The sequence below is a fragment of the Polaromonas sp. OV174 genome, assembly GCF_900112285.1.
GTDB lineage: Bacteria > Pseudomonadota > Gammaproteobacteria > Burkholderiales > Burkholderiaceae_C > Polaromonas.
In genome coordinates this window covers 1-21,424 of record NZ_FOKZ01000033.1, presented here as the reverse complement: position 1 = coordinate 21,424, position 21,424 = coordinate 1, and the positions used below count along the sequence as shown (strand labels likewise).

At 62.7% G+C, this 21,424-nt stretch carries 19 protein-coding genes and 1 pseudogene; 6 read left to right on the top strand and 14 right to left on the bottom strand.

Annotated features, from left to right (window positions below; genetic code table 11):
• Positions 1–18 precede the first annotated feature (18 nt).
• Positions 19–1,656, top strand: a complete 1,638-nt coding sequence (locus tag BM160_RS20035) for an ABC transporter permease (RefSeq protein ID WP_092007931.1) — start codon at positions 19–21, stop codon at positions 1,654–1,656.
• A complete protein-coding gene (locus BM160_RS20030) occupies positions 1,649–2,293 on the top strand; it encodes an ABC transporter ATP-binding protein (protein WP_092007930.1) in 645 nt (214 codons plus the stop codon). The genes BM160_RS20035 and BM160_RS20030 overlap by 8 nt, the downstream gene beginning before the upstream one ends.
• Positions 2,294–2,409: 116 nt before the next feature.
• On the opposite strand, the gene BM160_RS20025 is transcribed toward BM160_RS20030, so the two are convergent.
• The 6 genes from BM160_RS20025 to BM160_RS20000 form a co-directional block, all read right to left on the bottom strand.
• Positions 2,410–3,237, bottom strand: a complete 828-nt coding sequence (locus tag BM160_RS20025; protein WP_218156632.1) for an ABC transporter permease — start codon at positions 3,235–3,237, stop codon at positions 2,410–2,412.
• Positions 3,234–4,121 (bottom strand): ABC transporter permease, encoded by an 888-nt coding sequence (locus tag BM160_RS20020; RefSeq protein WP_092007929.1) that lies wholly within the window; start codon positions 4,119–4,121, stop codon positions 3,234–3,236. The genes BM160_RS20025 and BM160_RS20020 overlap by 4 nt, the downstream gene beginning before the upstream one ends.
• Positions 4,118–5,203, bottom strand: coding sequence for an ABC transporter ATP-binding protein (locus BM160_RS20015; protein ID WP_092007928.1), 1,086 nt, complete (start codon positions 5,201–5,203; stop codon positions 4,118–4,120). The genes BM160_RS20020 and BM160_RS20015 overlap by 4 nt, the downstream gene beginning before the upstream one ends.
• A gap of 69 nt (positions 5,204–5,272) precedes the next feature.
• Complete coding sequence (locus BM160_RS20010) at positions 5,273–6,331, bottom strand: ABC transporter substrate-binding protein (RefSeq protein WP_092007927.1); 1,059 nt, start codon at positions 6,329–6,331, stop codon at positions 5,273–5,275.
• Positions 6,332–6,455: 124 nt separating this feature from the next.
• Positions 6,456–7,970 carry an aldehyde dehydrogenase family protein gene (locus BM160_RS20005; protein WP_092007926.1) on the bottom strand — a complete coding sequence of 505 codons (1,515 nt, stop codon included), beginning with the start codon at positions 7,968–7,970 and terminating at the stop codon, positions 6,456–6,458.
• 2 nt (positions 7,971–7,972) lie between these two features.
• Positions 7,973–9,076, bottom strand: coding sequence for a mandelate racemase/muconate lactonizing enzyme family protein (locus tag BM160_RS20000; protein WP_092007925.1), 1,104 nt, complete (start codon positions 9,074–9,076; stop codon positions 7,973–7,975).
• Between the two features lie 125 nt (positions 9,077–9,201).
• On the opposite strand from BM160_RS20000, the gene BM160_RS19995 reads away from it, so the two are divergent.
• The 4 genes from BM160_RS19995 to BM160_RS19980 all read left to right on the top strand — a co-directional run bounded on the left by BM160_RS19995 (position 9,202) and on the right by BM160_RS19980 (position 14,139).
• The gene (locus BM160_RS19995; protein ID WP_092007924.1) at positions 9,202–10,695 is read left to right on the top strand and encodes a MocR-like pyridoxine biosynthesis transcription factor PdxR; all 1,494 of its coding nucleotides are present in this window, start codon (positions 9,202–9,204) and stop codon (positions 10,693–10,695) included.
• Positions 10,696–10,832: 137 nt separating this feature from the next.
• Complete coding sequence (locus tag BM160_RS19990) at positions 10,833–12,461, top strand: GMC family oxidoreductase (protein WP_092007941.1); 1,629 nt, start codon at positions 10,833–10,835, stop codon at positions 12,459–12,461.
• Between the two features lie 10 nt (positions 12,462–12,471).
• The gene (locus BM160_RS19985; RefSeq protein WP_092007923.1) at positions 12,472–13,761 is read left to right on the top strand and encodes an NAD(P)/FAD-dependent oxidoreductase; all 1,290 of its coding nucleotides are present in this window, start codon (positions 12,472–12,474) and stop codon (positions 13,759–13,761) included.
• A 15-nt stretch (positions 13,762–13,776) separates the two neighbouring features.
• Entirely contained in the window at positions 13,777–14,139 is a 363-nt protein-coding gene (locus BM160_RS19980) for a cupin domain-containing protein (RefSeq protein ID WP_092007922.1), read from the top strand.
• Between the two features lie 47 nt (positions 14,140–14,186).
• Here the strand turns inward: BM160_RS19980 and BM160_RS19975 are convergent, their stop codons facing one another.
• The 8 genes and pseudogenes from BM160_RS19975 to BM160_RS19940 form a co-directional block, all read right to left on the bottom strand.
• Positions 14,187–15,455 carry a CynX/NimT family MFS transporter gene (locus BM160_RS19975; RefSeq protein WP_092007940.1) on the bottom strand — a complete coding sequence of 423 codons (1,269 nt, stop codon included), beginning with the start codon at positions 15,453–15,455 and terminating at the stop codon, positions 14,187–14,189.
• A 38-nt stretch (positions 15,456–15,493) separates the two neighbouring features.
• Positions 15,494–16,153: an ABC transporter ATP-binding protein gene (locus BM160_RS19970; protein WP_092007921.1), complete on the bottom strand. Its 660-nt coding sequence runs from the start codon at positions 16,151–16,153 to the stop codon at positions 15,494–15,496.
• Positions 16,150–17,106: a tRNA (adenosine(37)-N6)-dimethylallyltransferase MiaA gene (miaA, locus tag BM160_RS19965; protein ID WP_092007920.1), complete on the bottom strand. Its 957-nt coding sequence runs from the start codon at positions 17,104–17,106 to the stop codon at positions 16,150–16,152. The genes BM160_RS19970 and miaA overlap by 4 nt, the downstream gene beginning before the upstream one ends.
• A 130-nt stretch (positions 17,107–17,236) precedes the next feature.
• Positions 17,237–18,127 carry an alpha/beta hydrolase gene (locus tag BM160_RS19960; protein ID WP_092007939.1) on the bottom strand — a complete coding sequence of 297 codons (891 nt, stop codon included), beginning with the start codon at positions 18,125–18,127 and terminating at the stop codon, positions 17,237–17,239.
• Between the two features lie 62 nt (positions 18,128–18,189).
• On the bottom strand, positions 18,190–18,570 hold the full coding sequence (locus tag BM160_RS19955) for a DUF1090 domain-containing protein (protein ID WP_092007919.1): 381 nt from the start codon (positions 18,568–18,570) through the stop codon (positions 18,190–18,192).
• A 108-nt stretch (positions 18,571–18,678) separates the two neighbouring features.
• Positions 18,679–18,789 carry a PEP-CTERM sorting domain-containing protein gene (locus tag BM160_RS23180; RefSeq protein WP_369821809.1) on the bottom strand — a complete coding sequence of 37 codons (111 nt, stop codon included), beginning with the start codon at positions 18,787–18,789 and terminating at the stop codon, positions 18,679–18,681.
• A 369-nt stretch (positions 18,790–19,158) separates the two neighbouring features.
• A complete protein-coding gene (locus BM160_RS19945; RefSeq protein WP_092007917.1) occupies positions 19,159–19,950 on the bottom strand; it encodes a PEP-CTERM sorting domain-containing protein in 792 nt (263 codons plus the stop codon).
• A 1,233-nt stretch (positions 19,951–21,183) separates the two neighbouring features.
• Positions 21,184–21,424, bottom strand: a pseudogene (locus BM160_RS19940) (group II intron reverse transcriptase/maturase); the annotation flags it as partial.

Below are 21,424 nucleotides of genomic sequence, written 5' to 3'. Positions count from 1 at the left end.
CGCTATGGCTGCCAGGGCATGAAGCTTTCCGCGCGCTACTTGTTGCTGCCCTGGCCCCTGGCGGCGCTGCTCTTGCTGCTGCTGGCACCGGTGCTGCGCTTGGCTTGGGAGGGCTGGAGCGGCGACTCCGCTCTGTTCGGGGTGGCCCAGCCCTGGCGGCTGTGGCAGGACGATTACCTGCGCTGGCGTGTGCTGTGGTCTTTTACCCAGGCCGGTGTGACCTGTGTCGCCGCCCTGGTGCTGGGTTTGCCGGTGGCCTGGGTGCTGGCGCGCTTTGATTTTTGGGGCCGCCAGCTGGTGCTGCGACTGCTGATGCTGCCCTTTGTCGTGCCCACGCTGGTGGCTGCGCTGGGCGTGCTGGCGCTATGGGGGCCGCGCGGCGTGCTGGGCAGCTGGCTGGGTATCAATCTGCAGGACACGCCCTGGCTGCTGCTCTATGGCAACCTGTTTTTCAACCTGTGCTTGGTGGTGCGCGCCGGCGTCGATGCCCTGGCCCAGGTCAGCAGCCAGCGTGTGGCAGCGGCCCGCACTCTGGGCGCCACGCCCTGGCGCGCCTTCTGGCGTGTCGAGTGGCCGGCGATATTGCCCTGGCTGGCCTCCAGTCTGTGCCTGGTTTTCCTGTATTGCTTTGCCGGCTTCGGCCTGGCACTGGTGCTGGGAGGCCAGCGCTACGCCACGGTGGAAGTCGAAATCTACACGCTGGTGGCGCATGAGCTCAAGCTGGCAGAGGCCAGCGCGCTCGCGCTGTGGATGCTGCTGCTCACGGGCGCCGTGGCGCTGGCCTATGCGGCGATCGAAAAGCGGTTGGCCGCGCCTGGCCGCCCCGATTGCGTGCCCAGGCGGCGTCCGCAAGGTCTGGCGCAGTGGCTGGCGCTGGCGGCGGCGCTGGCTGTGCTGGTCTTTTTCTGTGCCGCGCCACTGCTGGCCATTGCCTGGCGCGGCGCTCAGGCCGGGGCTCAGGTCTGGGCACAAGTGCTGGATGAGGAAGTGCTGGCCGCCTTGTGGAATACCTTGCGCTTTTCCGCCATGGCGCTGTTCGCCGCCACGCTGCTGGGTTTGGCGCATGCGCTGGCGGCGCAGCAGTCGCTGGTCTGGCGCGCCGCCGCTTTCCTGCCCTTTGTGGTGTCGCCGGTGACAGTGGCATTTGGCCTGCTGTTGCTCTATCCGCAATGGTCGGCCAGCCTGGCTTTGCTGCTGGCCGCCTACGCCGTGCTGGCCTATCCTTTTGTGGCCAAGGCGGTAGCGGCCGGGCTGGATGGCCTGCCTACCCATTTGGCTTATGCGGCCCGCACCTTGGGGGCCAGCCCCTGGCGCCTGTTCTGGCGCGTGACCTTGCCGCTGCTGAGCCCGGCGCTGCGCCGCGGCATGGCGTTTGCTGCCGCCACCGCGCTGGGCGAGTTTGCCGTGACGCTGTTTTTGTCGCGCCCCGAATGGACCACGCTCACCACCTTGATTTATCAGCGCTTGGGCCGTCCCGGCCTGGCCAATATGGAGTTGGCCATGGTACTGGCTTGTGTGCTGATGGCGCTGGCCTTGCTGGCCTTCGGGCTGATCGAATGGCCAAGCCGTGAGCCGCAAGCCGCGCTTTCCCGGCCTTCCCAACCGTCTGCTTCCATCACCCAGGGTGCCAGCGCGCACGATTTACGCCATGCTTGAGCTCAGGAATATCAGCAAACAATTTGCCTCGCGCCAGCTGGCCAGCGACTTGAGCCTGTGTGTGGCGGCGGGCGAGATCGTGGCCTTGCTGGGTCCCTCGGGCAGCGGCAAGAGCACCTTGCTGCGCATCATCGCCGGCCTGGAGCCAGCGGAGCAGGGCAGCGTTTGGTTCGATGGCAAGGACATCACCCAATGGCCGCCAGAGCGGCGCGGCTTTGCCCTGATGTTTCAGGACTTCGCGCTGTTCCCCCACCTCAATGTGCGGGACAACGTGGCCTTTGGCCTGATCGAGCAGCGCGTGGCCAAGCGCGCCGCGCGTGAGCGCTCGCAAGAGATGCTGACCTTGTTCGGGCTGGCCAATCATGGCCGGGACAAGGTCTGGACGCTGTCTGGCGGTGAGCAGCAGCGTGTGGCGCTGGCGCGCGCCCTGATCACGGCGCCGCGCGCGCTGTTGCTGGACGAACCCTTCTCTGCCCTGGATGCCGAGTTGCGCAGCAGTCTGCAGCAGGAGTTTCGCCAGCGCATTACGGCGGCCGGCATGGCCACGCTGCTGGTCACCCACGACGAGGCCGAGGCCCGTGCCATGGCCGGGCGTGGTGTGCGCCTGGTTGAAGGCCGGCTGCAAGTGCTGTGGTGAGGCCCTGGCGGGGCGGCTTCAGGCTTGGCCGTGCTGGACTGCCAAGCCCGTATCTCTGTCCGCCTGTTTCGTGTCAGCTAATGGGAGGGGGCGTTGACATCCCCGCTCCCACCTACTTAACGCTGGGCGGCCTTTTCTGATTTGCCTATGAACTGCGTGGCCGCCAGCAAGATGGAAGTGCAGGCCACGATGAGCGTTGAGATGGCGGCAATGGTTGGGTCGACCTGATCGCGCAGCGCATTGAACATATTGCGCGTGAGCGTGGAGTAGTCGCCGCCAGAGACAAAAAGCGAGACGATGATTTCGTCAAACGAGGTCAGAAAAGCCAGCACCGCACCGGTCAGCACCGAAAAGCGGATTTGCGGGAAGGTCACCAGGCGAAACGCCGTCAGGCGCGAGGCGCCTAGGCTGCGGGCCACCAGTTCCTGATTCAGGTCGAAGGTCTTGAGTGCGGAACTCACCACCATCATCACCACCGGAATGGCGAGCATGCTGTGCGCCAGCACCAGTCCGATCAAGGTGTTGACGAGCTTCAGTTTGACGTAGGCATAGAACACACCGATGCCGATGAGAATGACCGGCACCACCATAGGCGTGAGCAGCAGCATGGTCAGCATGCCTGCATGGCGAAAGCGCGACGACAGCAGACCGTAGGCCGCCATGGTTCCCAGCGGCGTGGCGACCAGCGCCGTGAGAACACCGGCCTTTAGCGACGTTGCCGTGGCCTGCATCCACGATGCCGAGTTGAAATAGCTTTCATACCAACGCAGCGACCACTGACGCGGCGGAAACTCCAGGTATTGCGCGCCCGAAAAGCTCATCGGTATTACCAGCAAGGTGGGCACCACCAGAAAGATCATGACCAGCACGGCGACAACATAAAGCCAGAGCCGGCCACCGCGGCTGATCTGGGTTTCCGTGACGGGGGTAAGAAACCATTTCACGAGCTACTCCTGTCGCGCAAGGCATCTTCCAGACGAACCACGCGGGAGGCCGCCAGGATCAGGATTAGCGTGAGAGCCAGGAGCACCACGCCCAGCGCACTTGCCGCTCCCCAGTTGAAGAAGATTTCGATATCGTTGGCGATCCGGCTAGAGACCATGATGACTTTTCCACCGCCGAGCACGGCCGGCGTGATGTAAAAACCCAGGCACAGGATGAAGACGATCAGCGAGCCGGTGGCCAGCGCCGGAACCGAGAGCGGAAAGAAAATCTGCCAGAAGGTACGCGTGGGCGAGGCACCCAGATTGGCAGCGGCCTTGAGCAGGTCGCGATTGATGCCCCGCATGCCGGCGTAGAGCGGCAGCACGATGAAGGGCAGCATCACGTGGACGGTTCCTATCAAGGTACCGGTCAGGTTGTGCACCAGTTCCAGGGGCTGATCCCACAGGCCCAGCTCTATGCCCCAGTTGTTGATGAGGCCGCGCCGCTGCAGCAGTACCAGCCAGGCGTAGGTTCGTACCAGCAGCGAAGTCCACAGCGGCAGCAGCACCGCGATCATGCACAGATTGGCCGTGCGCTTGGGCAGCTCGGACAGAAAGTAGGCGAGGGGGTAGCCCAGCAGAATGCAGATGCCGGTGGTCAGCAGGCTGACTTGAAAGGTCACCAGGAAAGTGCGCGCGTAAGACGGCTGCTCCCACATGCGCTGGTAATGCTCCAGGCTGAACTGTCCTGCGTCGGAAAGCAGTGACAGATAAAACAGCCAGCCGACCGGCAGCACCATGATGACGGTCACCAGCAGCAAGGCCGGCGAGACCAGCGCCAGCAAGCCAGTGCGTTCACGGCTTCTGGCCTGCTGAAGTGTGAGGGCGTTCGGGGCGCTGTTCATTGCGCAGCCTCTTCGGGCAGCAGGAAGGTGTCTTCCACGGATAGCCCCAGCGTGATGTTGTCTCCGACGCGGGGACAGGCGTTGCCGACATGGCTGCCCGGTGCGCCGCGCACGCTGATCAGTTTGCCGTCAGTGAGCGCGGCCTGAACCAGGGAGCTGTCGCCCTGATACACCGTGGACACCACTTTCGCGTTCAGGGTGTTGAGGCCGGCGTTGCCGCTGTTGCCCAGAATTTTCAAGCGTTCCGGGCGCAGCATGAGCAGGCGCGGGCCGTCTCTACCTGGATGCGCGGGTGTCATCAGTGCCGCGCCGTCAAACCTGACCGCGCCTTCCTGAATGGTCACAGGCACAAAACTCGACTCGCCGATGAACTCTGCCACGAAGCGGTTGGCAGGGCGGTCGTAGAGTCCTCGCGGCGTGTCAAGCTGGACGATGCGGCCACCATTGATCACGGCAATCCGGTCTGACATCGTGAGAGCTTCGCGCTGGTCGTGGGTGACGTACACGGTGGTCATGCCCAGTTTGTCGTGCAACTGCCGCAACTCGATCTGCATGTGTTCGCGCAACTGCTTGTCCAGCGCCGACAGGGGCTCGTCCATCAGCATGATGCGCGGCTCGAACACCATGGCGCGCGCCAGGGCGACGCGCTGGCATTGCCCGCCCGACAGCTGGTGAACGCCGCGCTCGCCGTAGCCGCCCAGGCGAACCATTTCCAGCGCATGCTCCACCCGGCGCGCCACCTCGTTGGCTGAGACACCGCGCAGCTTGAGTGGAAACGCCACATTGCCTGCAACCGTCATGTGAGGAAACAGGGCGTAGTTCTGAAACACCATGCCGACGTCACGTTTTTGCGGCGGTGTGCAGATCACTTCGGTGTCACCGAATTTCAGGCTGCCGCTGTCGGGACGGGTAAAGCCGGCAAGCACGGTGAGCAGCGTTGTCTTGCCGGAGCCGGAGGGGCCCAGCAAGGTCAGAAACTCGCCGCTTCGGATGTCCAGGTCAATATGGTCGAGCGCGTAGGCGGAGCCATAGCGCTTGGTCACCTGCCGCAGTGTGATGGGCAGCGACGACTTGTTGCTCATGAGTAGGCCTTTTTATTTTTGAAATTTCATTCAGGCTGGCGCGTGCGGGCCATGATGGCCCGCACGCGTTTATTCCGTCAGCATGTTTTGATACAGCTCGGATGCCCTGGCCTCGTTCTTGGTGTACCAGTTGAGATCTATCATGATCTGCTTGGCCGCGTTGTCCGGATGGGACGGCAGGGTCTTGGCGTAAGCGGCGGGAATGGCCGGACCTTCATAGGCTTTCTTGTTTGCCGGGCCGTAGGTGATGTATTTGGTGAACTCGGCCTGGTACTGCGGCTTGCTGATCTCGTTCAGAAATTTCATGGCCAGGGTCTTGTTGGGCGCGCCCTTGGGGATGCCGAAGCAGTCATAGTCCAGAATGCCCTGGTTGAAGGTGTAGGCCACCTTGGCACCGTCTTTGGCCACCACGTCGAAGCGGCCGTTCCAGCCCGTGATCATGTCGACCTCGCCGTCCTTCATCAGCTGGGCATGCTGGGCGCCGGACGACCACCACACGGCAATGTGCGGTTTGAGTTCCTTGATTTTCTTGATGGCGCGTTCAATGCCGCCGGGAGCGGAAAGTACCTCGTACACCTTGGCCGGTGGCACGCCGTCTGCCATCAGCGCCGGCTCGAGCGAACCGGCCACACCCTTGCGGTAGGAGCGCTTGCCGGGGAATTTCTTGACGTCCCAGAAATCGGCCCAGCTTTGCGGACCCTTTTCACCATAGGTCTTGGTGTTCCATGCCAGCACATTGGAGAAGACATCGCCGCCGACGCAGAACTCTTGCGTCAGGCCGGGCGCGAAAGTGGAAACGTCTATGGTCTTGTAGTCCAGCGGCTCCAGCAGTCCTTCGGAGCCGGCACGGGCCGCACTTCCCGAGCCGCTGGCCACGATATCCCATGCCACGGCGCCGGCCTTGACCTTTAGGCGCAGGTCGGCGATGCCGGTATAGGTCTCTTCTTTAATGGTGATGCCCAGGGCCTTGGCGGCAGGCTGGAAGACCGCCTTGCTTTGTCCTTCCTGATAGGCGCCGCCAAAGGAGACCACGGTCAGCTGCGCCGCCGCCTGTCCGCTGAATAGCGTGCTCAGGGCCAGCAATGCCCCGAGTGTTGCGACACGATGATATTTTTTTTCGTTGGTCATTTTTGTCTCCGGTTGATTGAACACGTCTACGCAAGGGATGCGGCAATGGGCTGTCTGCCGCGCTTCAGTCTAGGAATAAGGTGGTCCTGTCAGTAGTGCCATTCTCAAAACATCGCCATACCACTCAGGGCGGCTCCGGGCATGATATTCGGGCCGCAACACTTTTGAGCTTGCTGTAACTACGCAGGGCCTCCAGTCCTTTTTCCCGGCCAAAGCCGGATTTCCTGTTGCCGCCAAACGGCACCGAAACGCCGCCGGCAAAGTATTCGTTGATGTACACCTGCCCGGCGTCTATGCGTCTGGCCAGCTGGTGGGCGCGGGAAAAGTCCCGCGTAAAAATTCCCGCGACCAGGCCGAAGTCCGTGCCGTTGGCCAGCGCGACTGCTTCGTCGAGGTCGCTGAAGGTCTGCACGCAAAGGACGGGGCCGAAGATCTCCTCGCGGATGGCTTCGTCATCGGGTGTCAGCTGGTCGAGTATGGTGGGCTGATAAAACCAGCCCTGACCGGTCTCGGGGTCGCTTGTTCGTTGGCCGCCGCAGCGTACGCTGACGCCGCGCGCGCGGGCACGCTCTACGTAGCCGGCGATTTTTTCCAGATGGGGCAGGGAGTTGACCGCGCCCATGTCGGGACGGCGCAATCCGTGTCCCAGCGTCATGGCGCTGGCGCGTTTCACCAGACGCTCAACGAAGTCCGCGTGTATGGTGCGGTCTATGACCAGCCGGGAGCCGGCCGAGCAGATCTGGCCGGCGTTCTCGTAGATGCCGCCCAGCACGTTGCTGACTGCGGCGTCGATATCGCAGTCGGCCAGGACGACCACGGGTGATTTTCCGCCCAGCTCCAATACCAGCCGCGTGACGTTGGGCGCGGCGCCTTGCATCACGTCAATGCCTGTGGGCACTGAGCCGGTAAAACTGATGTGGTGCACGCCAGGATGGCGAACCAGCGCGGCGCCAGCCTGCCGGCCGGTGCCGGTGACGACGTTGCACACGCCGGGCGGCAAGCCGGCCTCCAGGCAGATATCGGCCAGCATGAGCGCCGTCAACGGCGTTTGTTCGGCGGGCTTGGCCACCACGGTGCAGCCTGCGGCCAGCGCGGGCGCGATGCCGCGTGCCGCCGATGACAGCGGATAGTTCCAGGGGATGATGTGGGCAGTGACGCCGACCGGTTCGTTGATCGTGTAGGCCAGGTAGTTCTCTCCCAGCGGAATGCTGTCGCCGTGGTGCTTGTCGCAAGCGCCTGCGTAGTACTCGAAGGTGGCCGCTGCACCGGCGATATCGCCCAGCGCCTCCGTCAGGGTTTTGCCGCTGTCCAGTGACTCGACCACGGCCAGTCGCTCGCCATGGCTGCGTATCAGTGTGGCGATCTGCAGCAGCAGGCGGCCGCGCTGGGCTGGCGTCAGGGCGCGCCAGGGGCCGGTCAGGGCGGCCTGTGCGGCGGCAACGGCCGCATCGATGTCAGCGGCATCGCCGGCAGCAAATGTGGCAAAGGCTTTGCCGGTACCCGGGTCTATGGTTTCCATGCGGCCGCCGTTCTGGGACGGCAGCCGCAAGCCGTTGATCAGGTGGCCGTCCGGCAAGCCCGATAGCGTGCCAGTGGTCCGTGCCTCCTGCACCAGGGCGCTGAGTGATGAATGGGACATGCTCAAGAAACCTCACTGACTTGGTAGCGTGACTTTTCCAGCCATGCGGGGTTGACATCGACGCCCCAGCCGGGGGCGTCGGGTAAGGTCACGCAGCCGTCCTTGACGTCATACGGCGAGCGCACAAACAAACCTTCCTGCCACGGATAGTAGTCGGCGCCTTCGATGGAGAACTCCAGGTACTTGCCGGCGTTGGGAATGGCGCAAAGCATGTGCATGGTGAATAGAGTCACCATGGACTGATTGGCGCTGTGCGGGGTGCAGGGCAGACCGGCCGCCTCGGCCATGCGCGCCACCCGCAAGGTTCTGGTCAGTCCGCCCATGTAGCAGATGTCGGGCTGCACGATGTCGACCACCTTGGATGTCATCATCTGCTTCCAGACCGGCATGTAGAAATCCTGTTCACCGCCAGTGACATCCAGTGAGAGCGCCTCGCGCACTTCGCGTGTCTGGTCGAGCTCCCAATAAGGGCAGGGTTCCTCGAAGTGACTGACGCCATTGGCTTCTAGCATGCGCCCGACCTCGATGGCGCGGGCAGCGGAATAGCAGCTGTTGGCATCGACCAGCAAGGCCGCATCGTCGCCCATCGCTTGGTGCATGGCGGCCACGATCTCTTCGGTTCGGCCCGGCCATTCGTCCTTGTCATGGCCGTATTCGGCGCCCACGCGAAACTTGAAGGCGTCGAAGCCATATTGGTCGCGCACTCCGAGCATGCGGCGAACTTCGTCCTGCGGCGTGATGTCGCGTTTCATGGACGATGCGTAAGCCCTCAGCGGCCGTGCTGTGCCGCCCAGCAGATCACAGACGCGTTTGCCTTCGAGCTTGCCCCTCAGGTCCCACAGCGCCGTATCCAGGCCGCACATGGCGCGGTAAAGATAGGAGCACGGAAACTTGTGTTCGCGCTCCGGAATGGTGTCCACGAGATGGTCGATATCCAGCGCATCCCGGCCTAGCGACCAGGGCGCAATCTGGCGATGCAGCACCTGCACGGTGATGTCTGCCATGTAGGGAGAAACCTGCCCCCAGCCTTGTCGACCGTCGTCGGTGGTGATGCGAACAAACCCCACAAAGGAGTCGCAAAAGGTTTCGATTTTTTGGATGAGCATGGGCGGCGTTGGGATGGCTTGATGGGAGGGTTGTGTCATCATCCGGCCGAAGTGGATCGCACAACAGAACCATTTTGATTAATACGTCATACCATTTTTGAAGACAAACAAGAACGAGGCATTTCATGGTCAAGCGCGCCGGCGGCTCTTTATTGCTGTCGATCCAGATCGATCACGCCCACCATCACCCGGTGAGCACCCAGCTCTGCGTGGCCTTGCGCGAGATGATTCTCACGGGCGGTTTTGCCCCTGGCGACCGCCTTCCGGCCAGCCGCACCCTGGCGCGGGATCTGGGGGTGTCGCGAACCACCGTCGTTGAGGTTTTCAGCCGCTTGACCGCCGAAGGCTTGATAGAGTCCGCAACCGGCTCGGGTACCTTTGTCAGCGCCGTGCTGGGAGGTGATAGGCCCATGCCTTCCAGGGCCAAGGTCGCCGCCTCGGAGCCGCTGGCGCCCAAGCTGTCTGCCGTCATGCAGGAAGCGGTCAGCCACTTGGGGGAGCGGCAGCGCTTGCCGCATGCGCCGCGTGCCTTCACCACCGGCTTGCCGGCCTTTGACGCCTTTCCGCGGGCGCAATGGGCGCGCTTGTCAGCCAAGTGGCTGCGCGGCAGTCTCAGTGATGTGATGGGTTATGGCGACCCTTTTGGCGCGCTGAATCTGCGGCGGGCCCTGGCCTCACATCTGCGCGGAAACCGGGGCATCACCTGCGACCCGGAGCAGATCTTCATTCTGGGCGGGGCGCAGCAGGCTTTTCACCTGATCGGCTCCATGCTGCTCAATCCCGGCGACAAGGTCTGGTTCGAGAATCCGGGTGCCATTGGCGCACGCAACAGCCTGATTGCTTCGGGCGCCGACCTGATTCCCGTGCCAGTCGATGACCATGGTTTGTGCGTTGAGGAGGGCTTGCGGCTCGCCTCACGCTTTCGTCTCGCCTTTGTGACGCCCTCACATCAGCAGCCGCTGGGCAGCGTGATGAGTCTGGCGCGCCGCTTTGCCTTGCTGCGCGCCGCCGAGGATGCCGACGCCTGGGTGATTGAGGATGATTACGACGGTGAATTTTTCTTTGCCGGAAGGCCTCCGCCTACGCTCAAGAGCGTTGACACCACCGGGCGCGTGATTTATGTGGGGACCTTCAGCAAGTCGATTTTTCCTGCCCTGCGGCTGGGCTATGTGTTGGCACCGCCAGCACTGGTGGCTACCTTTCAAACCATCTTGAGCCGGTTTTTGCAAGGTGTTCCGTCGCATACGCAAGGCGTGGTGGCGGAGTTCATCGATGAAGGGCATTTCGCGGTCCACGTACGCCGCATGCGCCAGATTTACTTCGAGCGCCACGAAGCATTGGCCAGGGCCGCGCAGCAGCATCTTGGCGGCTTGCTTGAGGTTGTTCCCGCGAAAAGCGGACTACACACCGTGGGCTATCTTGCTCCAGGGCTGAGCGAAGCCAGCGTTTCGCGGGGGGCTGATGAGCGCGGCGTTACCGTGTCGCCCTTGGGGCGGTTTGCCATTTCACCCCTGGCGGTGAGCGGCCTGGTGCTCGGCTTCGGCAGTAGCGCGCCGCCGGCCATTGAGGCTGGGGTCAAGGTGCTGGCCGAGGTTTTGCGCGGCCAGCGGCGGGGCTAGGAACGCATCGCCCCAGCCGAAGGTGATTGAATTGGCATTGGCTGCTGATTTTTTCGACATCGGATTTTGAGAGTGGTCTGCCACTTTGTCCAAAACGGACCTGTTTGGCAGGCCACAGGCGTGAGATGCTTCATTTCGTGACAGAGTTTGATTTCATCATCGTCGGGGCCGGATCTGCCGGTTGTGTGTTGGCGCATCGTCTCAGTGAGTCGGGCGAGCACAGTGTGCTGCTGCTCGAGGCCGGCGGCAGTGATCAGCGTCTGTGGCTGCGTGTTCCCATTGGTTACGGAAAATCCTTCTATAACCCGACCGTGAACTGGATGTATCGCACGGCGCCTGACCCCGGCCTGGCGGGGCGCGAGGGTTACTGGCCGCGTGGCAAGGTATTGGGCGGCTCCAGCAGCATCAATGCCATGGTCTTTGTTCGTGGCCAGGCCAGCGACTTCGACGAATGGGCGGCGATGGGCAACCCCGGCTGGTCGTGGAACGATGTCTTGCCCTGGTTCAAGAAGCTCGAAGACAACCAGGCCGGGCCGGATGCCTGGCGTGGCAGCGGCGGGCCCTTGCGGGTGAGCGATGTCAGCGATCAGGTTCACCCCTTGTGCCAGATTTACCTGCAGGCGGGCAAGCAGGCGGGACTGGCGATCAACCGCGATCTCAACGGGGCGACGCAAGAAGGCGTGGGCATCTACCAGATCACGACAGACAAAGGCATGCGCGCCTCGGCCAGCAGCGCTTACCTGCGCCCGGCCTTGAAGCGGCCCAACTTGAGCGTGCAGACTCATGCCCATGTCAGCCGCATTCTGTTTGAAGGCTCGCAGGCCTGTGGAGTGGCCTATCAACAAGGCGGCGTGTCGCGGGTAGTTCGTGCCCGGCGCGAAGTGATTCTGTCGGCCGGGGCCATCAATTCACCGCAGCTGTTGCTGCTGTCCGGTGTCGGTCCTGCCTCACACTTGCAGGCCATGGGCATCCAGGTCGTGGCGGACCGTCCCGCCGTCGGGCAGAACCTGCAGGATCATCTGTGCATAGACCATCTCTATCGGTCTACCCGCCCCACGCTGAACAACCAGCTTGGCCCCTGGTACGGAAAGCTGTGGGCAGGCATGCAATATGCCGCCATGCGCCGTGGACCCTTGGCGCTCAGCGTCAACCAGGGCGGAGGATTTTTCCGCTCACGTCCGGATTTGCCGCATCCCAACATGCAGCTGTATTTTTCTCCCTTGAGCTATCTGCGGGCCACTCCAGGAAAAAGAGCGCTGATGGCGCCCGACCCTTATCCTGGTTTTCTGCTCGGTGCCCAGCCCTGCAAGCCGACCAGCCGCGGGCACCTGCGTTTGTGGACCTCGGACGCTATGGACGCGCCCATCATCGAGCCCAATGCACTGTCGACCGCCCATGACGTTCAGGAAATGCTGGAAGCGAGCCGGTTTCTTCGCACGCTGGCGGCAACGTCGGCCTTTCGCTCGGTGATAGAGCGCGAGCTGGTTCCCGGGCTGCAGGTGCATACCCACGAACAGCTGCTGGACGATCTGCGTCAGCGCGCCTCTACGGTTTTTCATCCGGTCAGCACCTGCCGCATGGGGCCAGACCCACTGACTTCCGTTGTCAATCAACGTCTGCAGGTGCATGGGTTGGGGCGTCTGCGCGTGATCGATGCTTCGGCATTTCCCTCGCTCACTTCGGGCAACACCAATGCGCCTACGCTGATGCTCGCGGAAAAAGGCGCTGACGAAGTTCTGCGCAGTGCGCGCCACTCCATCCCTTGAAGGAAATCTCTTGGATCTTCTTGAAAATTGCAAGTTGACGCCTTATTGGTGGGACGATGTGCCCAGGCCGGTGGTGGTCGATAACCCCTTGCCGGCGCAGGTCGATGTGGCCGTGATCGGCGCCGGCTATACCGGTTTGCATGCGGCCTTGCAAACGGCGCGCGGCGGACGTTCCACCCTGGTGCTGGATGCCGAGGAAGCCGGTTGGGGCTGCAGCACGCGCAATGGTGGGCAGGTGTCCACCAGCATCAAGCCCAGCTTCGAGCAACTGGCCCGGCGCCATGGCGCTGAGCGTGCTGGCGAGATTTTGCGCGAGGGACAGCGCTCGCTCGCCTGGATGGGGGAGTTTGTTCGCAGCGAAGGTATTGCCTGCGATTTTCATCAGGTGGGGCGCTTTCACGCCGCCCACAATGCGGCGCAGTATGCAGCCCTGGCCGCGCGCCTGGCCAATCAGCCCAAAGGGCTGGAGATCCCCGCGCATATGGTGCCGCGTGCCGAGCAGCATGGCGAGCTGGGCAGCGACGCTTACTGGGGCGGTGCGGTGTATACGCAGCACTGTTCGGTGCACCCGGCTCGCTATCACCAGGGCCTGCTGGAGCGGGCGCTGGCTGCCGGGGCGCAGGTGCAAGGACGTTGCCCGGTGGCAGGCATAGAGTGTCAAGGAGACAAGTTTTTGTTGAGCACGCCCCGCGGCCAGGTGCTGGCACGCGACGTGGTGGTGGCCACCAATGGCTATACGGGAAAGGCCACGCCCTGGCTGCAGCGCCGCGTGATTCCGATCGGCAGTTACATGATTGCCACCGAGCCGCTGCCCGACGGCTTGATGGACCGCTTGATGCCGCGCAACCGCATTGTGAGCGACACCCGCAAGGTGGTGTATTACTACCGCGCTTCTCCCGACCGGCGACGCATTTTGTTCGGCGGCCGGGTCTCCCATCAGGAAACCAATAACCGTGTGAGCGGCCCGCTGCTTCACGCCGATATGGTCAATGTGTTTCCGCAGCTGCGTGATGTGAAGATCAGCCACAGCTGGTCCGGCTTTGTCGCCTACACCTTTGATGAACTCATGCATGTTGGCAAACATGAGGGCATGCATTACGCCATGGGGTATTGCGGCGCTGGCGTCGGCACTTCTAGCTATTTCGGCATGCGTGTCGGGCAGCAGGTGCTGGGCCTGGCAGAAGGTCGCACGGCCCTGGACGGACTGGCTTTCCAGACCCGCCCCTTTTATACCGGCAACCCCTGGTTCCTCGCTCCTTCGGTGCGTTACTACCGCTGGCGCGACCAGCGACCCGTTTAACCTGAAAGTCCGCTCATGAGCATCCAGAAACTCGAATCATCTTCCGTGGCACCGACGCACACGCTGCCGGACTGGGGGGCGGTGGGTTTGCCGCTCGGCGAACCTGTCTGCCAGCTGCGGGGCCAGAAAATGGTCTTGCCGCTCAACAACCAGCCCGAAGTCGGCCTCTGGGAATGCTCGCCGGGCCGCTTTCGTCGGCAGGTGGTGTCTGCGGAAACCATGCACGTGCTCAGTGGCGATGCGGTGTTCACGCCGGATGGCGGGGCGCCAGTTGCTCTCTGTCAGGGCGATGTGTATTTTTTCCCTGCCAATACCACTGGCGAATGGGAAATACGCAGCACCATGCGCAAGGTCTACGTGCTGTTCAAGCAGGACTGAAACCGGCTGTGGCGATCTGTCGCTTATCCGCAGCCGTTGCACGGACGCTAACGTGGCTGCACCAGCAGCGCGCGCCCGGCGCCAAGGCCGCACCAGATCATCAGCACGCCGAGCACCACGAATAGCAGCGCCGAAGAGGCAAAGCTGCCGGTCCAGCCGCGCAGCAGGCCGACAAACAGTGGGCCACTGATAGAGATCAGATAGCCCACCCCTTGCGCCATGCTCGAGAGCTGAGCGGCCGCACGGACATCGGCGGCGCGCAGCACGATCAGGGTGAGCGCCAGCGAAAAAATGCCACCCTGGCCGCAGCCTAACAGCAAGGCCCAAAACCACAGGCTGGACAGAGGCGCGAACAGGAACGAAAGCATGGACACCACCACCAGCGCCGGCATGCCTGCGGCCAGGAGGCGCTGATCGCGCATACGCACGGCCAGCGTCGGTATCAGCAGGCAGGTCGCCACCTGCACCAGCAGCGCCGCCGAGACGACGTAGCCAGCGCTGCTTGCGTCTAGCCCGCGTTCACGCAGAATGGGTGCCAGCCAGCCCAACACCGCATAGGCCAGCGCCGACTGCAAGCCCATGAAGCCAGTGACCTGCCAGGCCAGACGGTCGTGCCACAGCTTGCCGGCTGGCTGGGCGCTGTGGCTGGGCTTGGGTTTCACGGGCAGCGCCTGCGGCGCCCACAGCAGCAGCACCACCGCAGCCGGCAGCGCCCAGGCCGCCAGCGCGAGTTGCCAGGAATCGCCGGCCAGGTGATGCTGGAGCGGCACGGAAAAGGCGGCGGCGCCGGCCGCACCGGCGCAGATCGCCAGCGTATACAGGCCTGTCATGAGCGCCGCCTGCTTGGCGAAGTCGCGCTTGACCAGCCCCGGCAGCAGCACATTGGCGACGCCAATGCCCGCGCCGGCCACGGCCGAGGCAAGAAACAGCATGGACAGGCTGCCGCTGCCACGCAGCAAAGTGCCCACGCCGACCAGCAGCATTGCCCCCAGCAGTGTGCGCTCGGCACCAAAGCGGCGTGCCAGCGCCGGCGCGGGAAACGCAAACAGGCCCAGACACAGCACCGGCAAGGTGGTCAGCAGGCTGGCGCCGGCCGGCGACAGACCGGTGGTTTTCATGATCTCAGGCAGCAGCACCGACAGGCTGCTGAATACCGGCCGCAGGTTGAGGGCAATCAGCACCAGGCTGGCCGCCAGCAACAAGCGGCGGGCACGGCTGGGAGCGGGTGTTGGGTCCGGCGCCGGCGTGCTGAGGATTTCGGCATCGACCAGTGGTGTTTCGGCTTCGTGGGCCAAGGGGGCGGTTTGGGAATTCATGGGTGCTTCACGAGAGATGGGCTTGGTGCGGGTGGGCCTCATGGCCTGACATTGGGCTGTATGCCCTCGGCCCGCAATTGCAGCACCCGGTCGGCGCAGCTGGCGGCGGCTTGCGAATGGGTGACCAGCACCAGCGAGGCGCCCTGTTCACGGGTTTGTGCCAGCAGCGCGTCCATCACTCTGGCGGCCGTGGCGGGATCGAGGTTGCCGGTGGGCTCGTCGGCCAGCAGCAGGCCAGGGCTGTGTACCAGCGCGCGCGCAATCGCTACCCGCTGCAGCTGGCCGCCGCTTAGTTGCTGCGGCAGGCGCTGGCCCAGGCCGGCCAGGCCGACAGCGGCCAGCATGGCTTGCACCCGGCCATCGTCGGGCTGGCCCAGCAGCAGCAGCGGCAGCGCCACGTTTTGTGCCACATCCAGATGCGGCAGCACATGAAAGGCCTGAAACACAAAGCCGACATGGCGGCGCCGCAGCAGGGCGCGCTGGTCCTCGCTCATGGCGCCCAGATCGGCACCGTTCAGCGTCACCGTGCCTTCGTCCCAGTGGTCCAGCCCGGCCATGCAGTTGAGCAAGGTGGATTTGCCGACACCCGACTCGCCGACGATGGCGACAAATTCACCGGGTGCCACGTCCAGCGAGACCTGGCTGAATACGGCGGCATCGCCATAGCGCTTGGCCAGGCCGCGTATGGACAAGCTCATTGAAGCGCCTGGCTATGCGCCTTGACCAGCGCCAGCACCTGTTGCAGCGCCGCCGGCTCATCGCAAGCCACCACCTGGCGTTGCGGCATGGAGCGCAGCCAGGTGATCTGTCGCTTGGCCAGCTGGCGGGTGGCGGCAATGCCCTTGTCGCGCAACTCGCTCATGGGGCTGCTGCCGTCAAGGGCCTCCCAGGCCTGGCGATAGCCGACGCAGCGCATGGACGGTAAATCCGGCCGCAGATCGCCGCGCGCGCGTAGCGCCCTGACTTCGTCCATGAAGCCGGCCGCCAGCATGGCGTCAAAACGCAGGGCAATCCGCTCGTGCAACCAGGCCCGGTTGGCCGGTTCCAAGGAAATAAGGGCTGCAGCGCTTGATGGACGGGTGCTATCAGCTATATTTTTAATAGCGTTTCGTTGGTGAAAGAAGGCCAGCGGCTGGCCCGATATCCTGAACACCTCCAGCGCTCGCGAGATGCGCTGTGAGTCGTTCGGCTCCAGCCTGGCCGCCGTCACCGGGTCCACCAGCGCCAGTTCGGCATGCAGCGCCGGCCAGCCTTTGTCGGCCGCTTCAAGCGCCAGCACGGCGCGTACCGCCGGGTCGGCCTTGGGCATGTCATCCAGGCCGTCAATCAGCGCCTTGAAGTAAAGCATGGTGCCGCCCACCAGCAGTGGCAGCTTGCCGCGCGCCTGAATGTCCTTGATCAATTGCTGGGCGTCATGCACAAACTCGGCGGCGCTGTAGGCGTCCAGCGGATCGCGAATGTTGATCAGGTGATGCGGCACGGCGGCCAGCTCCTCGGCGCTGGGCTTGGCCGTGCCTATGTCCATGCCGCGATAGACCAGGGCCGAGTCGACGCTGATGATTTCGACGGCGTGGTGCTGGGCAATGGCCAAGGCGGCGGCGGTTTTTCCCGAGGCCGTGGGGCCGGCCAGGGCGATGTAGGAAAGGCTCATCTTAGAGCCCGTGCGGTGGAGGGCATGGCGGTCAGGCAGGGCATGCCAGACATATTGGAAAGGGAAACGGACATGCGGCTTAGGCTACCAGAAAGCGCCGTGTCCCAACCCGTCACTGCGGCCCTGAATTTCAGTGGCCGGCCGCGCCAAACAATTGCGCCAGCGCCTCGCGGTATTGCGCTTGACCCAGGCTGTTGGTGTTGTGATGGGAGCCGCCTTCGACCAGCACAAAGGCCTTGGGCTGGCGGGCGGCTTCGAAGAGCTTGCGGCCCAGCGCCGGCGCAATCAGGTTGTCGTTGGAGCCGTGCACCACCAGGAAGGGCGAACCCAGCTGGCCGACTTTTTCCACCGACTCGAAATGCTGGGTGATGAGTGGGCGCAGCGGCAACCAGCCCCAAGACATGCTGTTGGCCACATCCACAATCGAGGTGAAGGTGCCTTCCACAATGGTGCCGGCCTCGTCGTCAACCTTGGCGGCCAGGTCTATGGCGATGGCACCGCCTAGCGAGTGGCCGAAGATGTAGCGTGGCAGCTGTGGGTAGCGTTTGCCCAGCCAGTCCCAGGCGGCATGGGCATCCTCATAGGCCATGGTTTCCGAGGGCAGCTCGGGCGAACTCTTGCCAAAGCCGCGGTAGTCAATCGCCAGCACCGAAAAGCCCAGCGCCTGCATGCGGCGTATGCGTGGCGCCGAGCCGGCCACATTCCAGCGGGCGCCGTGCAGGAACAGCAGCACCGGGGCCTGGGCCTTGCCGGGGGCGCCGTCATCTTGGGCTTGCCTCCAGCCGGGCCGTGTCGGATCGGCGGGCAGCCACAGGCCGTGCAGCTTGACCGGCTGGCCTGTGCTGCGGGATTCAAAATCAATCCAGACGTCTTGCATGTCCCTGGCCATGTCGGCGCTATTGCCCCAACTGCTGTCGCTGGGCTGGAAGATCCAGCTACGTTGCTTTTCGTCAAGGACGGCGCAACCGGCCGTGATGGCCGCCGTCAGCACCAGGGACAAGAGGAGGGGCCAGCGTTTCATCTGCAGGTTGAGTGTGGCGACGGGCAAAAAGTTCTCAAGCGGGTGTCGGGTAGAGCTTGCGCTCAGGGCAGCAGCGGCTGCTCGGCCTCGGCCAGATCACGGCGAGCTTCGTCAAGCTTGGCTTGGCGTTTGGCGATTTGGTCTGGATCACCTTTGCGTTGGGCCTGGGCCAGTTCTTTCTCGCGTTCAGCTACTTTTTTGGTCGCCTTTTGAATGGCGCGCTGGCGCTCGGCGGCCAGCGAGGCGTCGCTGCAATGGGTCTCGTTGGCGCGCAAGGCTCTGCGCAAGCCTGCCAGTTGCTGCTGGTTTCCCTCGGCCTGGGCGCGCTGGAGCTGGGCTTCTATGCGCGCACGTTGGGCGGCGCAGCCGGCAGAGGGCGGGTTCGCCGCCAGCAGAGGGGTCGCGGCGATGAACAGCGCGCTGGCGATGATGAGTCGCTTCATGGGGCCTCCCGAACAGTGAGTATGGTCCATGGTAACCCCTGCCGCGCTTGGCGCGCGCCCAAAGGAAAAGGGGCCTACAAGGGGCCGTTTGAGCCGACATTGCAGAGATTAGCTACGCCGACGGCGCGCAAAGCATGCACACAGCAAACCCAAGCCAAGGTGCGTCAGAGTGGCCGGCTCCGGAACTGTACTAGAGGGAGTGCTGGCCACGAAAATCATTTCGGGACCATCGTTTGCATCTCTGAAGCTGAACTGAACTTGATCGGTCGCGGAAAATGGGGGGAAGTTGCCCAGCAGGTAGTCTGCGTAGCCATTCCCGTTATTGATGTCAGGGACATTGCCCGTGAAGCCCGTGTACGTGTCGACGACGGTATTGTTCACAGACATGCTGACCCCTGTCAGCGTTTGTGCCGTACTAGGAGTCTGTCGGACTTTGGAGTCGTCGGCTGCAAATCGACCGCAGCGGCTCATTTTTCACCGCCTTTCTGCCCAATAGCTAGGCTATTGGGCCGCAAATCCGGCGAAAACTGCGCTCGCTGGGGCCGATTTCCGCTTTCGAAGCCCAAAGTCCAACAGACTCCTAGACGATCAGATTGACCTGCGCGATCCCATGAAGCCGAGGCCCATCAGTGCCAGGGCCAGCAGGCCAAGGGTGCTGGGTTCCGGAACTTGGTTGGGGCCTCCACAGCCATTATTGAAACCCGACAGGGGTTCCGTGGTCGTGCCATTGAATGTGGCGACGACGCAGTCGAGCCGTACCTCCGCGTCGCTCTGCGCCGAGAACTGTATCCAGGTGACGTCCTTGAACAAGTCGCCGAAGCTTACGATGTAGCCGGTCTGCTTCACCAAGTTGCCAGCCAGGTCACCCGCATTGAGGCCTGCATAGAACCTGACATCCGGTGGCCCAGCGGCATCCCAATTCGTTCCCTCCGCAAAGGTGTAGGTATGCAGCGGAGTCGAGTTCGGCAAACCCGTGCCACCCGTGACGGTGAGCCCATTCTCAGCACCTTCGGCTTTGCCCGTCAGTAGGAAATAGAACGAGTCCAAGGTGAACGTCTGATACCCGGAGACCACTGGAGCCTCGTTCGTTGATCCTTGGCTCTGCGGTCCCGTCGTCGGGCGCGTCATCAATGGCAGCACGCCTTGAGTGCTTTCGATCACGCAACTGCCGTTGCCGCCGTTCGTGGAGTCGGCGCAGAGTGTGGAGGATTGAAGGTTGGTGGGGTCGAAGAGGAAATTGAGATCCTTGTCGCTGTACCACTTCCAGCCGTTGCTGGCGTCATCGAAGTGAATCAGCTGAGTCACGGTGTCGGCCGTTGCGGCGATTGGCGCCGCCAGCACACCAGCGGCAAGTACCGCCATCAACATTTTCTTGAGCATGATCGCTCTCCTAGTGACTGGGGATTTCAGAATCGAACCCCTTCATTTAGATAGCACAATCCGTGCCGAACCATGTAAATCATTTGAAATCAGTGGGTTATGACGCAGTTGTAGCGCCATGGTCGGTCACTTGTAAAAAGGTTCGACAGTCGCGTCGATTACATCCGATCAGGTCAGGTGGGGAACGGTCAGATTCCAATTAATCCTGGCCCTTGCGCTTAACCTCTCCATCGAGAAGACATTGGGTTTTTGAAAATCGCATGCCACGCGACGACTTCTCTCGAACAACCAAGGACGCGCTAGCGAAGCGCGTGGGACTACGTTGCTCGAACCCTTCATGCAAAGCATCAACAAGTGGACCACACAGTGAGGCAAGCAAATCAATAAACCTCGGCGTTGCCGCGCACATAACTGCAGCAGCCCCAGGCGGTCCTCGATACGACCCAAATTCGACTTCGGAAGAGCGAGCATCCATAGACAACGAGATATGGCTGAGCCAAAACTGTGCCAAGCTAATTGACACAGACCCCGCGGCCTACTCCTCCGCGACACTGTCTCGCTGGAAGGCTGCCGCAGAGGATGAGGCGATGCGCGCAATGGGCAGTCCACAATATGAGTACCTTCCTCAACCTGCGTCAGCCATGCACGCGCCACTTCCGCGTATTCGAGACCATGACTATGACCACGCACGCGAATTGCTTATGCAAGCAGGTTGGCAGCCATACATGAATCACTGGTCGAAAGGCGCCGAATGGGACATGACCATTGGAAATGGTGAGTACTTCTGGAACAAGTGCTGCCACGAAATAAAAGCAGCAAGTCCCACGGGTCTAGCCCACTGTACGTTCGCGTTCAAAGATATCCGTATGCAAGGCCTGCCAAGCCAAGCGCCAGCGCACAAATTTTGGCATTCATGATTCATGACGCCTAAAGTTCGAGCAAGGGAATGAGCCGTAAAAGTCAAGCAATATGCGCGTCAAAATTTTTTTATCTATATCTGACAATGGCTTGCATCACTGCCTCTGTAACGTCTTCAGAGCGTTGTAAATTAATTCGACAAATGTTGTGAGTTGGTGGTGGGCGGCAGGCAAGCCAGCTCACCCGATTCCCAAGCAATCGAGTTACCCAAGCCATCCCGCTGCGCCATCGGCATAGGGGGCCTCCATTCTTGGAGGCACCCCTGCCACACCACCCGGCATGCGGGTCCGCACCGGGCGATTCGAGCGCTTGAGGTCAGGACAGTCTTGGCACCCCCAGCCCATTGAAGTACGCAATCGTCAGCACGATCTTGATGACCCCATTGCTGTTGCGCCACCAACGGTGGCAGTTTCCCGCCACCTGCTTGGCAACGTCTTCGCTGGCACCCATCGCCTTAAGCCCCCGGTAAATCGTCCTCGGCCGCTTCCAATGCCACAGCTGGATCGCCCTCAGGCGGTGGCGCAACCATTTTTCCAACGTTCGCCAGACTTTTGGC

Coding starts and splice junctions, on each gene's coding strand:
- BM160_RS20035 (WP_092007931.1), top strand. CDS start 19: ATGAAGCTTTCCGCGCGCTACTTGTTGCTGCCCTGGCCCCTGGCGGCG.
- BM160_RS20030 (WP_092007930.1), top strand. CDS start 1,649: ATGCTTGAGCTCAGGAATATCAGCAAACAATTTGCCTCGCGCCAGCTG.
- BM160_RS20020 (WP_092007929.1), bottom strand. CDS start 4,121: ATGAACAGCGCCCCGAACGCCCTCACACTTCAGCAGGCCAGAAGCCGT.
- BM160_RS20015 (WP_092007928.1), bottom strand. CDS start 5,203: ATGAGCAACAAGTCGTCGCTGCCCATCACACTGCGGCAGGTGACCAAG.
- BM160_RS20010 (WP_092007927.1), bottom strand. CDS start 6,331: ATGACCAACGAAAAAAAATATCATCGTGTCGCAACACTCGGGGCATTG.
- BM160_RS20005 (WP_092007926.1), bottom strand. CDS start 7,970: ATGTCCCATTCATCACTCAGCGCCCTGGTGCAGGAGGCACGGACCACT.
- BM160_RS20000 (WP_092007925.1), bottom strand. CDS start 9,076: ATGCTCATCCAAAAAATCGAAACCTTTTGCGACTCCTTTGTGGGGTTT.
- BM160_RS19995 (WP_092007924.1), top strand. CDS start 9,202: ATGGTCAAGCGCGCCGGCGGCTCTTTATTGCTGTCGATCCAGATCGAT.
- BM160_RS19980 (WP_092007922.1), top strand. CDS start 13,777: ATGAGCATCCAGAAACTCGAATCATCTTCCGTGGCACCGACGCACACG.
- BM160_RS19975 (WP_092007940.1), bottom strand. CDS start 15,455: ATGAATTCCCAAACCGCCCCCTTGGCCCACGAAGCCGAAACACCACTG.
- BM160_RS19970 (WP_092007921.1), bottom strand. CDS start 16,153: ATGAGCTTGTCCATACGCGGCCTGGCCAAGCGCTATGGCGATGCCGCC.
- miaA (WP_092007920.1), bottom strand. CDS start 17,106: ATGAGCCTTTCCTACATCGCCCTGGCCGGCCCCACGGCCTCGGGAAAA.
- BM160_RS19960 (WP_092007939.1), bottom strand. CDS start 18,127: ATGAAACGCTGGCCCCTCCTCTTGTCCCTGGTGCTGACGGCGGCCATC.
- BM160_RS19955 (WP_092007919.1), bottom strand. CDS start 18,570: ATGAAGCGACTCATCATCGCCAGCGCGCTGTTCATCGCCGCGACCCCT.
- BM160_RS23180 (WP_369821809.1), bottom strand. CDS start 18,789: ATGATTTTCGTGGCCAGCACTCCCTCTAGTACAGTTCCGGAGCCGGCC.
- BM160_RS19945 (WP_092007917.1), bottom strand. CDS start 19,950: ATGCTCAAGAAAATGTTGATGGCGGTACTTGCCGCTGGTGTGCTGGCG.